The 12,309-nt window shown below is 42.8% G+C and carries 14 protein-coding genes; 6 read left to right on the top strand and 8 right to left on the bottom strand.

Annotated features, from left to right (window positions below; translation table 11 throughout):
- Nucleotides 1–53: 53 nt before the first annotated feature.
- Genes ABJF57_RS11375 through ABJF57_RS11365 form a run of 3 tightly spaced genes read left to right on the top strand, consistent with a single transcriptional unit; the run spans nucleotide 54 to nucleotide 3,138 of the window.
- Complete coding sequence (locus ABJF57_RS11375) at nucleotides 54–854, top strand: hypothetical protein (RefSeq protein WP_462229110.1); 801 nt, start codon at nucleotides 54–56, stop codon at nucleotides 852–854.
- Between the two features lie 48 nt (nucleotides 855–902).
- Nucleotides 903–2,060, top strand: coding sequence for a tetratricopeptide repeat protein (locus ABJF57_RS11370; RefSeq protein ID WP_462229108.1), 1,158 nt, complete (start codon nucleotides 903–905; stop codon nucleotides 2,058–2,060).
- A gap of 25 nt (nucleotides 2,061–2,085) precedes the next feature.
- Nucleotides 2,086–3,138, top strand: coding sequence for an amidohydrolase family protein (locus tag ABJF57_RS11365; RefSeq protein WP_462229106.1), 1,053 nt, complete (start codon nucleotides 2,086–2,088; stop codon nucleotides 3,136–3,138).
- On the opposite strand, the gene ABJF57_RS11360 is transcribed toward ABJF57_RS11365, so the two are convergent.
- Genes ABJF57_RS11360 through ABJF57_RS11350 form a run of 3 tightly spaced genes read right to left on the bottom strand, consistent with a single transcriptional unit; the run spans nucleotide 3,135 to nucleotide 4,807 of the window.
- Complete coding sequence (locus ABJF57_RS11360) at nucleotides 3,135–3,599, bottom strand: nuclear transport factor 2 family protein (protein ID WP_462229104.1); 465 nt, start codon at nucleotides 3,597–3,599, stop codon at nucleotides 3,135–3,137. The two genes, ABJF57_RS11365 and ABJF57_RS11360, sit on opposite strands and share 4 nt — an antisense overlap.
- Nucleotides 3,596–4,291, bottom strand: coding sequence for an SIR2 family NAD-dependent protein deacylase (locus ABJF57_RS11355; protein ID WP_462229102.1), 696 nt, complete (start codon nucleotides 4,289–4,291; stop codon nucleotides 3,596–3,598). Before ABJF57_RS11355 ends, ABJF57_RS11360 begins: the two co-directional genes overlap by 4 nt.
- 51 nt (nucleotides 4,292–4,342) lie before the next feature.
- Nucleotides 4,343–4,807, bottom strand: a complete 465-nt coding sequence (locus tag ABJF57_RS11350; protein WP_462229099.1) for an outer membrane protein — start codon at nucleotides 4,805–4,807, stop codon at nucleotides 4,343–4,345.
- 214 nt (nucleotides 4,808–5,021) lie between these two features.
- Here ABJF57_RS11350 and ABJF57_RS11345 point away from each other — a divergent pair, with 214 nt between their 5' ends.
- Both ABJF57_RS11345 and ABJF57_RS11340 read left to right on the top strand, forming a co-directional pair.
- A complete protein-coding gene (locus ABJF57_RS11345; RefSeq protein WP_462229097.1) occupies nucleotides 5,022–5,501 on the top strand; it encodes an outer membrane beta-barrel protein in 480 nt (159 codons plus the stop codon).
- A 198-nt stretch (nucleotides 5,502–5,699) separates the two neighbouring features.
- Nucleotides 5,700–6,215, top strand: coding sequence for an outer membrane beta-barrel protein (locus ABJF57_RS11340; protein ID WP_462229095.1), 516 nt, complete (start codon nucleotides 5,700–5,702; stop codon nucleotides 6,213–6,215).
- Between the two features lie 53 nt (nucleotides 6,216–6,268).
- On the opposite strand, the gene rsmG is transcribed toward ABJF57_RS11340, so the two are convergent.
- The 5 genes from rsmG to ABJF57_RS11315 all read right to left on the bottom strand — a co-directional run bounded on the left by rsmG (nucleotide 6,269) and on the right by ABJF57_RS11315 (nucleotide 10,923).
- Nucleotides 6,269–6,934, bottom strand: a complete 666-nt coding sequence (rsmG, locus tag ABJF57_RS11335) for a 16S rRNA (guanine(527)-N(7))-methyltransferase RsmG (protein ID WP_462229094.1) — start codon at nucleotides 6,932–6,934, stop codon at nucleotides 6,269–6,271.
- Nucleotides 6,935–6,979: 45 nt separating this feature from the next.
- Entirely contained in the window at nucleotides 6,980–7,591 is a 612-nt protein-coding gene (locus ABJF57_RS11330; protein WP_462229092.1) for an RNA polymerase sigma factor, read from the bottom strand.
- A complete protein-coding gene (locus ABJF57_RS11325; RefSeq protein ID WP_462229090.1) occupies nucleotides 7,579–8,655 on the bottom strand; it encodes a glycosyltransferase in 1,077 nt (358 codons plus the stop codon). Before ABJF57_RS11325 ends, ABJF57_RS11330 begins: the two co-directional genes overlap by 13 nt.
- Nucleotides 8,656–8,728: 73 nt before the next feature.
- Nucleotides 8,729–9,211, bottom strand: coding sequence for a hypothetical protein (locus ABJF57_RS11320; protein ID WP_462229088.1), 483 nt, complete (start codon nucleotides 9,209–9,211; stop codon nucleotides 8,729–8,731).
- An 11-nt stretch (nucleotides 9,212–9,222) separates the two neighbouring features.
- Nucleotides 9,223–10,923 carry a hypothetical protein gene (locus ABJF57_RS11315; RefSeq protein WP_462229086.1) on the bottom strand — a complete coding sequence of 567 codons (1,701 nt, stop codon included), beginning with the start codon at nucleotides 10,921–10,923 and terminating at the stop codon, nucleotides 9,223–9,225.
- Between the two features lie 250 nt (nucleotides 10,924–11,173).
- Here ABJF57_RS11315 and tgt point away from each other — a divergent pair, with 250 nt between their 5' ends.
- Complete coding sequence (gene tgt / locus ABJF57_RS11310) at nucleotides 11,174–12,304, top strand: tRNA guanosine(34) transglycosylase Tgt (protein ID WP_462229084.1); 1,131 nt, start codon at nucleotides 11,174–11,176, stop codon at nucleotides 12,302–12,304.
- The last annotated feature ends 5 nt before the right edge of the window (nucleotides 12,305–12,309 follow it).

Genomic DNA, 12,309 nt, shown 5'->3' with positions numbered 1-12,309 from the left:
CAGCCCTTAGCGAAAACCAAAAACAAGTCAACCTAAAATCAGTCAGCTAAAACATGAAAGATTCTCCCAGAACTCCGATCGAAATTGAAATTCCAAAAGGGTACAGAAGATATAAGTTGAAGGGCATTGATAGAGAAATCATTGCAAAGAAAGGAGGCCCAACTGCTCGCCAAGTAAAGACCAAAGCATCCTACAAGGAGTTAAGAAATAATCAAAAAGAATTCGGTGTTGCATCCATGATGGCGAAAACTTTGCGCCAGTCATTGTCTACAGGCATGTCAGAAATCTGTGAAACGTATGTTTCGGGAAAATTAACTGCTCAGTTTAGAAACCTCGCGAAGATGGAAGAGGGCAAGACAGGAACACGTCCTTTGTTTCTGAGCAAGCACGGACATTTACTCAATGGATTTGAGTTTAACTCTAAGGCACCTTATGAAAAGATATTTGGCGCGAAATATTTTGTGAAACCCGGATCTCAAAGAGGTCAGGTGATACTTCACTTCCCCTCGTTCATACCTGAAAAAACATTCCAGAGCCCTAAAGGAGCATCTAATTTTAAAATCACGGCTCGCCTTATAGCCCTTTCCGATTATCAGTTCGATCAAAAGTCCGGAGGGTATAAGCCCCTAAACAAAGACCTACACGGCAAGTTTGGAACGTACGAAAGTTCCATGTTGCCATTGTTAAAAATCCAGACGGAACCGATGACAGGCATGATTTCCATTGACAATCGAATCATACCGGAAGGCACCGGGTTGTTTCTCGTGATGGCGGTAAGCTTTTACAAAATGGAGAAAGGAAAGTTTGAGCATCTCAACAAGGAGAGCAGCATGCAAATTCAGCGAGTGCTATAACCTAAGAGAGATAAGGTTCGTTCTTTTCTTCTGAAATACCTCAACCTTATGAAAGCTCTCATTTCATTCCTATTGATCTGTTGGATAACCCAAGTTTCTGCGCAAGACTTCTATGACCAGGCAAGAACTAAGTTCAATGAAAATGATTTGGACTCTGCTCGGTTCTATATTAATAAAAACTTAATCCGAAAACCCAATTCCGAGGATTACTTCCTAAGCGCGATGATTCACGAAGCGCAAAATGAAAGCCTGCGTGCGCTTGCAGACTATGAAGCGGTTATTCAAAAAGACCCCTACAACATGGAGGCTTACTTTCAGAAGGGATTGATTTACTATAACTCATCGAGTACGGAGCAAGCCATAAATGACTTCACCTATGTCATAGATAATCATGGCAATTCAGAGACGCGTGCTATCTACTATGGAAATGATCCTACAGGATCGAAAGGCACTTTCCTTACCACCCTGCAGTCAATGATTAGCAATGTGCATCAGTACCGAGGCATGGCGCATCAAAAGATGGGCGATTGGGATGCGGCGCTTGCGGATTTCACTGCAGCATTTGCATATGATTCATTAGCAGATTGCTTTGTGAATCGGTCTCAGCTCTACGCAAAGATGGGTAGGGAATCTGATGCCATCAATGATTTGAAAGAGGCGATACGACTGGATTCTGCAAATTATCATGCCTGGTACAACCTGGCCATTCTGGATGAAAATGCAAAACTGCCTATGTCACTGCTGGCCAATGAGGATTTTACGCCAATGTTGAATTTGGTGGGTGCGAATGCTTACGAACGTGGGGATTATGACTTGTCGGCCATGTACCATACCAAAGCGATAGAAGCCAATGTCAACGATGACCTGGCGCGAATCAGTAGAGGAAAAGCACTGTTAAGAATCGGAGCATATGGACAAGCAAGGCAGGATTTCATCAAAGCCTTGCAGCTAAACTCATCCCGCACCGAAGCATTTCATTTAATAGGAAATACGCTTTTTCATGAGAAAAAATACAAAGAAGCCATTGGCTTTTATGAACAATACCTTTCGCTGGACACGAGCTATGAGAACGTATGGTTCAATGCTGCCATGGCATACTTAAACCTGGATGAGTCAGATAAGTCGTGTCAATACCTCCAAAAGGCGAGCGCATTAGGTATGAAGCAAGCAGCAGACATGATCATCGAGCATTGCGGTAGTCAGTAGGGTAATTTCTTTTTACCTTTGTAATATGGCAAATCAGACAAGTTTGAAAATAGATATGCATACGCATATCCTCCCTCACAATATTCCAAATTTTGCGGAAAAGTTTGGATATGGAGACTTCATCCATTTGCTTCATCACAAGCCAGAAGCTGCTCGAATGATGAAAGGCGATAAGTTTTTCAGAGAGATACAGTCCAATTGCTGGGATGAAAAGCAGAGGATTGAGGAATACAAAGAGTTTGATACACAAGTGCAGGTAATTTGCACGATTCCTGTGATGTTCAGTTACTGGGCTGACGCGCATGACTGCCTGGATCTTTCCATGTTTCTGAATGATCACATTGCCCAAGTGGTGGAAGACAACCCGAAACATTACATTGGACTTGGAACGGTTCCCATGCAAGACCCTGATTTATCCATCAAAGAATTGGAAAGACTCAAAAAACTTGGGATTCCAGGTGTTCAGATCGGCTCAAATATCAATAACCATAACCTGAGCAAACCACGCTTCTTTGAATTTTTTGAAGCATGTGAAAGCTTGGGGATGGCTGTCCTTGTTCATCCATGGGAAATGATGGGTAGAGAATACATGGAAAAGTACTGGCTGCCCTGGCTTGTGGGAATGCCTGCGGAAACAGCTCGTGCTGCTGCTTCCATGATCTTCGGGGGTGTCTTTGAGCGATACCCGAAATTGAGGGTGTGCTTTGCTCATTCGGGTGGTTCATTGCTTGCTACTATTGGACGTTTAGAGCACGGGTTCAACTGTCGTCCGGATTTAGTAGCTGTACACAATGACGTAAATCCAAGAGAGTATCTTGGCAAATTCTGGGTGGATAGCATTACTCATGACCCGACCTACCTTCAATACGTTATTGACTTGATAGGGTCAGAAAAAGTTTGCTTGGGGTCTGATTACCCATTTCCACTGGGCGATTTGGAGATCGGTAAGTTCATTACAGAAATGGATTTACCACAAAAAGATATTGATAACATATTCTACCAATCGACATTGGACTGGTTAGGTCTCAGCGAAAAAAAGAATAAAGAGTTAATCAAAGTACTTATGGACGAGAATTAGTGCTCTTCCATGTATTTATCCAACGAGGTTCGTGCCATTTTCTGAACCTTTGCCTTCAAGAAAGGTGTCCATCCCAATAAGGCTCCAGGAAGCCCGAGCGCCATTCTAGACCACCTCCAGAAATCAAAATGATCCGTATGTTTGACGATTAGGTCATCTTTAAATTCCATTGTGGCGTGAATGATGTTATGAACTTCATTTCCCGTCTTGGAAAATTTGTAGTCCGCTTCCCAGGTGCATTGTGCCATTTCATTGTCACCCACTATCGAATCGAAAGTAATCTCGAGATTTCCATTTGATCGTTCAATCAGCATGGCCCACATGGCCGTAACTTCCTGATAATTCAGGTTTTGGAATGCCGGATCATTAAATGTGGCATCCGGATGGTAGCATTCAGCCATTTTTTTTGCATCATGTGCTTTAAAAGCACGGTAGAATTTTTCAAGTGTATGTTTACTCATAGGTGATTTTCAATTATATGTTCTTTCACTTTAGGTAGTCCCGTACTTGCGGCTTCTTCAAACAAGTGAAAGTTATCTGCATTAGCAATGGTAGGTATTTTTGGGTCGACAATAAATTTAGGTACACCCGGCTTAATAAAATCAATGAGCCCTGCTGCAGGGTAAACAACAAGAGATGTTCCTGCCACGATAAAAATATCTGCGGAGAGCACTTCTTGCATGGCAAGCTCCATCATGGGGACTGCTTCCCCAAACCAAACAATGTGCGGCCGAAGTTGTGAGCCTTTAGCACATGTATCGCCTTCTTTGAGTTCCCAGCCTTCAAGTTCGTGAACTAATGCCGGATCTTGGGTGCTTCGAACCTTACTTATTTCTCCATGAAGATGCAGTACATGGCTACTGCCAGCTTTTTCATGCAATGCGTCAATGTTTTGAGTGATGATCACCACTTCAAAATGTGCTTCCAAGTCTGCCAGCGCGATGTGTCCAGGATTTGGTTTCACTTCTTGAGCTTGCTTTCTTCTTTGATTGTAGAACTCAAGCACCAGCGCACGATTCCTTGCCCAAGCTTCAGGCGTGGCAACTTCTGTTACATCATGCCCTTCCCATAAGCCATCCGAATCTCTGAAAGTCTTGAGCCCACTCTCAGCGCTTATACCCGCTCCGGTCAGTACGATAATTTTCTTCTTCATAAAAAAAGCCTCCAATTTGGAAGCTTTAAGTTATAAAAGTCTTCAATGAGTTTAGAACGGGAATCTAACTCCGCCAAAAAGCGACAATTGATCAAAGTTGCTGAGTACATACTTCGCTTCAGCAAAAGGTCGTACAGATCCGGACTGAGCAAAATTTGCTCCTACTCCCAGGTTAAGACCAAATTCAGAGCTGCTGATGTTACCAAATGGACCCACATCAACCTTAACTGTGGTGATGTTTAAGCCAGCTATTCCGTAAATCGTAGGACCATTGTCGCTGAAAATGTAATTGACATTGCCATTGAGCTCCCACCAAGAAACATTGTTCTTTTTGAAATAGTAGATAAAGCTCGGAGAGATATCAATATCGCTGTTTATGTCAAACTCTGCATTAACCCCGATTCCCAAGGATTCGATCTCAGAACCGTATGCAAAGCCCGCTCCGATGGTTTTTTGTGCTTGTGATGCAAAGCAAAGAGCGGTAATAAATAGTAGTGATAATGTGATTTTTTTCATTGTAATTTGTTTGAGGTAAAGGTACAAAATGGAGTGAAATATAATTTTTTAAAGTAGAAAAATAATTATTCTAACGTGGCAATCCTTTGAATCTTAATATTTTGATATTCAGCGATTTAATTCAACCACTTATAAAATACCCTTAAAGTGGTATTTGAAGATGGTATGAACCTGTTTATATTGCGTTCATTATCAACAAAAACAAAAACAAAAAATGAAAAAAGTATTATTGACAGCTACGCTAGTAGCAATCTTCGCATTTACATCAAATGCACAAGAAGCAGGAGATATGAGCATCAACGCTGGTGTTGGTATTGCAACAGGTCCATTTGGTGGCGACGATAGCTTCACAGGTTTTGGTGGAGGTTTCGAATATGTATTCGCAGATGCTATGTCTGGAACAGTTGAATATTACTCTTACTCTAAAGATGGTCTTACAGCAAGTGCTCTTGGTGTTGACTTTAAGTACTACTTCATGACTGACGACTTCAAAGTTTTCGGTAAAGCTGGTTTGACTAGCCTTGGAGCTGACGTAGAAAGCACTGTAGGACTTAACGTAGGTGCCGGTGCGATTTATGCACTTTCTGATCAGTTTGGACTAGGAGCAGGTCTTGATTATAATCTTGCTAAGCCTGATGGTGCAGATGATCCATTTGGTGTTATTATCAAATTCGGAATTTCTTACAAGTTCTGATAAGGACATAAGATATTAAAAAAAACCTCGACTTAGTCGAGGTTTTTTTTTGCCTTTACCTGACATAAAAGCAGGCCTTTACTGCGATTTGTGATGTTGTTTGACCGATAATCTGATTATATGGATGGCATCACATTTTTTTTAGCTAGCTCATACCTGATATATTCGCATACACAATCAATTAAATAATTAAAGCCTATGAAAAAATTTACAATCGTATTATTTGTCGCAGCCCTCTGCCTAGTAGGGTTTTCTGCAAGTGCTCAACAGCAGGGAGACCTTAGAGTTGGTGCTGGCCTTGCGTATGGTACTAAAGCAACGCTTGATCTAAACGATGGGAGCACAAAAGGAGCTCTTGGGATCAACATTGGTGGTGAGTACTTTTTTAGTGATGTAATAAGTGGAGCACCTAGTTATACCTTCTTTTTTAAAGAAGAACAAGGAGGCGCTTCTTTCAGCACATCTTCTTTTAACTTGGATGGTCGGTACTATTTTGGAGATGGAACATTCTATGGTCTTTTTGGATTCGCTATTTCCTCTGCTAAAACCAAAGCAAACGGATTTGGATCGTTTACAACTTCAGATAATGGTATCAACTTAGGAGCTGGCGCAATGATTCCAGCGGGTGATGCGCTATTTATTAACGGGCAACTGAAATACAACACCTCTTTTGAGCAACTTGTGTTACAAGCTGGCGTAGCTTTCGCGTTCTAAGGGGTTCTTAGATAAGAAATTAAAAGCTCTTCCATTTGGAAGGGCTTTTTTTGTTAATGGATGGGTACGTAGATGATTTTTTTGGTTTCGAAAAACTCTTCAACAAAATAATCCGACAGGTTTTTCTCGATGTACCGCCTGCCAAACTCTTTCATTTCCTGCGATAGATCACCACCTTTTAGCAGGATCATTCCATTGTCCAGCTCATTTTTTTGTTCCGCATCAATTTTTTGATGTGCCCACATAAAGAGTTGCTTCGTCTTCGCTACGGCGCGCGAAACGATGAAATCATACGTGCCACTTACTTTTTCCATCCGCTGGTGCTCTGCCGTAAGGTTTTTTAACCCTATGGCATTGGCCACTTCTTTGACTACTGTTATTTTCTTACCAATGGAATCTACCAGGTGAAAATGGCAGTGAGGATACAGAATGGCTAAAGGGATGCCAGGGAACCCACCACCAGTGCCTACATCAAGAATCTGAGATCCGGGTGCGAATGAGGTGAACTGCGCTATTGCTAAGCTGTGCAGCACATGACGCTCATACAGCTGATCTATGTCTTTGCGGCTTACAACGTTGATTTTTGCATTCCATTCCGCATACAAACCTTGAAGTTGCTCGAATTGCTTTACCTGATCAGTAGATAGCTCGGGGAAATATTTATGGATGATTTCGATGTGCCTGAAATTAAGTCGTGCTGAAACCGTTTCAGCACTCATTGAACACAAAGATTCTGAATTAAATTAAGAATAACCGATCAAGGACTAAATATGCTTCTTTTTATCCTTCACCAATTCATACATTAACTCGCGAGCTCTGTGAAGTTGGGCCTTTACGGTTCCTAACGGGGCTTCCAGCTCTTTGGCAATTTCATCGTACGAGAGCTCATCAAAGTAGCGAAGCTTTACGAGCCTCTGGTATTTGGCGGGTAGCTTATCTACAAACATGCGAACCAATTCAATTTTTTGATCTTTGATGGTTTCTTCATCAGGCGTCAGGTTTTTATCCTGTACGTCGATGTTTACAGATTCGCCGCTATCATCGGTGAATGTACTGTTGAGGCTGAAGGTGTTCAGCTTCTTTTTTCGAATAAAATCAATGGCATTGTTTGTGGCAATCCGAAAAAGCCAGGTACTGAATGTGTAATCCTTCTTAAAGCGGCTTAAGTTCTTAAACGCTTTCGCAAATGCTTCAATGGTCAAATCTTCCGCATCGTCAACATTCCTGACCATCTTTAAGATCATGTGGTACACAGGTTTTTTGTAACGCTGCATCAGCTCGGCATACGCTGCTTCATCGTTGCCTTGAGTGGCAAGATCTATCAGCTTAAAGTCCCGCAGAGCTTTATCAGAAAACTGACGATTTAGTTCTTCCATTTAATGTCCTTTTCGAGTTTTGACCACAGTGCAATTACTGGAATTAACACTGAATATAAGATGTCAACGAGTGGGAGCAAAATATAGTTGATATTCATTCCCATTTTACCCGCAGCAAATCTATAACTCACGAATTTAATAAATAGGTAAAAAAGGAACACTGGCAAGAAAAAATACTGAGCGGTGGTGAATGTGGCCAGTACTACAAAGAGCAGGTGAGATAAGTGATTTGAACTAAGAAATAGGTGATCGCTTAGTTTATAAGAAGCTCCCACAGATAAATGCCTCACTTTCTGGTTCCAATAAGATCTCCAGGTCGTTTTTGGGTAAGTAAACATCAAACTGTTTGATCCAAGCATCACAGCGGTGTTAGTTCCTGTTGCATTGGATTGGATGAATAAGTCATCATCCCCACCTTGAATGGACTTCATTTGATCATATCCGGGTGAAGCTTCAAAAAAGGATCTGCGTACAGCCATGTTCCTGCCCACGGCCATGTAAGGTTTCCCTTTCAATGCCCTGGCAACATAACTAAAAGCGGTCATGAAAGCTTCATGTCGGATAAAATGGGATAGAAAGGAGGTTTGTGATAGGTAGGGTGAAACCCCAATGATGATTTCTTTATCATTAGAGGCACATTGTGCAACGGATTTTAGCCATTGATTGGAAGCAGGCGCGCAATCGGCATCTGTGAAAACGAGCCACTCTCCATTGGCTTTCGATGTTGCTTGCTTCAATGCATATTTTTTAGGATTCCAGTCCTTTGGGACTTCATTGATTTCAAGTATGCTGATGCTTGAAGCTGCTAATTTCTTCAGATAGTTGCTGCTGTTGTCGGTGCATCGATCAAGCGCGATCACTATTTCGAAATGGTTGTAGTCCTGAGAAAGCAGGAGAGGGACGAGTTTTTGAAGATTCAAATCCTCATTGTGAGCTGCTACAATGATGCTCATATAAGGTGTATACTCATCTGTAGCTTTTACCTTTTTTGTAAAGGCGCTTGCCAGATATACAGTTATGATTACCTGGACGGCACCACATATGCACCAAAGAGCGAATAGCATAATGCAAGGTTACCAAGAAAGACGAATACGGATTGCAGCTATCTTCTATTTTCGGCACTTTTTCATGGATTGTCTAATCCCCACCCTCATACGACTCTGCTAGTTCATAATCCTCATTGGTGATTTCGTAAGTATAGATTTCAATACCAGTACCTTCCCCTCTTACGGTATACCCACATGGTACATCAGCCTGGAGTATATCTTTTCCAAAACATCCATTGAAATCAATCCTTCGAAACTTGAGAATCCTTTCTTTATTGAAAATAATGTAGACTGAATCTTCCAAGGCTTGTGCAAAAGCATAGCTGTAGTTCGGATTGAAGCAACCAAGCTCGCCTCCGGTAACCACAGAATTAGCCGAAAAAACAATAGAATCACTAGTAAGAATGACTGTATCTAACCGGTCTTGCTCAAAGAAGTGCCGGAGTTCAATTTCAAAGTCAGACGTGTTTTTGATGACCCTAGATGTAGTGAATCTTGCACTCACTTTATTGTCGCTGACACATCCAGAGGACAAAAAAAGTAATAGCACTAATAAAAAAATATTGGCATGCATGATAAAAAAGGTTAGAACTGAAGATAAAATTCAAACAATTCATCTAAGTGATGTTGAGTTGGATTATTGTAATTAGACTTTAAATAATCTCTGACGTGATGAAGTTGCTGCGATCTTCTCACAGCCTGCTGTATTTGCCCAAAAGTGTATCCTCTGACTTTATCGTTTGCTCTATTCGTACCTGGTCTGACATCCAGCTGGTTATGACTGTCCATTAGGTCAACAAAAAGTTGCGTATAAGCTGATTTTTCTGACTTTCTGATTGTTTCATCGTCATAGTTTGGAATACTGGTTGGAGAATTAAGGTTGACTTTAGGATTGTGGTAGTAGTAATCCCTTGTAAAGTAAAATTCAATAAAATTGGCCCAGCTCTCTTTTAGGATACGGCTACTACGTAGCATGTTCCAGCGATTGAGTTTATAGTGTGATTGATGTCCAAGTTCATGAAATGTAAGTGCATATAGGTCATCGGTCTCACGATCACCTCTGCCATCTTTGAACTTTGTGTAGATTCTTATTCGATTAATCCTAAAGAAAGACCAATCACCAATATCTCTTTTAAAAACTGCTCTGATGTTCATTCGATGACCTGCCCATGCCCAAAAGCCTTCGGGAAAGGGATTGCGAATGCCTGTGCGCTTACGTTGTATGTCGTATAAATATGCAGCGTTTACCAGCGTAGCTTTCACCCAGTTGGCCGAGTGCCAGTCGTAGTACACATCCCACCTGCCTTTTCGTTTGGGTCCGTTGTGTCTACCTGCCCAGCCCAGCCAGTTGGTGATTTTCACGCAGTGCGTTTTGAATACTACGCTGTAGTTTGTCGGCCGCCGAAAAGACCCTGTACGGTAGTAGCCTCTGGCATCTGTGTAATCTGTTCTGATCTTAAACCACCTTCGGGTTCTTACCCTCACACCGACTACCGGTAGCCACCCTTTGGTTTGATTGGCACTGCGTTCGCGAACTCTTACATATCCATCCGGATACCACTTGGGTGGAAACCATCGGTTCCAAAACCAGTTTGTCCGGCCTTGCTGGCTGAGCTGCTCAACCTGCTGTTTTTCTTCTTCAGGTAAGTTGTCTGTCATGGCGAGAGACATGGTTTCCATGCGCATGAGTAGCTCACCAAAAGTCGTTGCTTCTCTGCCACCCGTGGAGGTTGTATCTGGTTCTACAAAGTCCGGATGATTCTCTGGAATGAACAGCTCGCTGAGTAACTCATGGATGACGGTATCCGGAAATGGATGGTCCGGTTTCACCACACTGTATAGCCAGGGTTGTGCTTGTTCGGTCCAGGTGCTATCCACATAGACATCGCCTTCCTGCTCGATCTCATAATCCAGTGGATGGTCGTAGTAGACCATTGTTGTATCGTCCATCATTGCATCGCGTTGTACCGAGTCTCGCGGCAAGAATCGAACATACAAGTCTGTGGTGCTGATTTCAATTTGCTCAGCAATTCGGGCCTGCCGTCCATTTGGAGCGAACGATTCGAGCGAGGATTTCATGGAGTCCAAAGCAGCCTCCATAGCCACAAGGCTGTAGGGGTTTTCGAGTTTCTCACCCAACTTGGTTCTCACAAGCCCTTCTTCGGCCAGGTACTCATCGATGGTTTTCGAAGGCATCGGTGCGGTGTCTGTGTGGCAGGCGCTTACACCGGCAGTGATGATTGTAAATGCCATCAGGATTCTGAAGTATTTCTTTCGTGTCGCCATTCCGCTGATTTTATGTGTGAAAAAATGGTTTCACTTAAGCGATGAAGGGTGGTGCTCGCACACTAAGTGGGGATTTCAATTTCGCTTAACGGCTAGTATCAGGCAAAAAAAGGTGGGGTTGGTACACGTCTTGTATACCTTATAGAGGTAGTTCCCATATGATTTACAAGGAGGTCATGCTAACCGCTGGCGAGAGAAGATGCTTTTGATCTGGTGGTGCCTTGGTTTTTCAGCTTATTTTTGCGCCCCGATGCAATTCGAATTACAAAACAGCGACAGCAAATCATCCGCAAGAGCCGGTGTGGTCAAGACCGCACACGGTGAGATCCAAACACCGATATTCATGCCTGTAGGCACAGCCGGCACAGTCAAGGCGGTTCATCAGCGAGAGCTGGAAGAAGACATCAAAGCGCAGATCATTCTTGGCAACACGTATCACCTATACATGCGTCCGGGGCTTGATGTAGTGGAAAAGGCAGGAGGGCTGCATAAATTCAATGGGTGGGACCGTCCAATATTAACAGACAGTGGAGGCTACCAGGTGTATTCGCTGGCGGACAACCGGAAAATTGTGGAGGAAGGCGTTCATTTCCAATCGCACAAAGATGGAAGCAAGCATTTTTTCACGCCAGAAGGAATCATGGATATTCAGCGAACCATCGGAGCGGATATCATCATGGCATTTGATGAGTGCACGCCTTACCCGTGTGAATACGATTATGCAGAAAAATCCATGCACATGACGCATCGTTGGCTGGATCGATGCATCAATCGATTTGATGAAACAACAGGCAAATATGGGTTTGAGCAAACCTTGTTCCCCATTGTACAAGGCAGCGTATATAAAGATCTGAGAACACAGTCGGCAGAGTACATCGCCAGCAAGGAACGACCCGGGAATGCCATTGGCGGACTATCAGTCGGAGAGCCGGCGGAAGACATGTATGCCATGACGGATCATGTATGCGGCATCCTACCGAAAGACAAACCCAGATACTTGATGGGAGTGGGTACGCCTGCAAACATTTTGGAATGTATTGCACTAGGTGTAGATATGTTTGATTGTGTGATGCCTACCCGTAATGCCCGAAATGGCATGCTCTTTACCACGCAGGGAATCATCAACATTCGCAATGAAAAATGGAAGGACGACTTCAGTCCGGTGGATGCTGAACTGGGAGGATACACAAGTACGTTCTACACGAAAGGATATTTACGTCATTTGATTACCAGCAACGAAATTCTTGGCGCACAAATTGCAAGCATCCAAAACCTTACCTTTTACCTCTGGTTGGTTGGCGAGGCGCGTAAACAGATCATTAATGATAACTTCGCAAGTTGGAAGGAGACGATGGTGAAGAAGGTAAGTCAACGCCTTTGATTAAA

Source organism: Ekhidna sp. (genome assembly GCF_039940915.1).
In the GTDB taxonomy this organism is placed as follows: domain Bacteria; phylum Bacteroidota; class Bacteroidia; order Cytophagales; family Cyclobacteriaceae; genus Ekhidna.
Note: the sequence above shows the minus strand (reverse complement) of the source record. Positions and strands in the feature narration are given on the sequence as shown.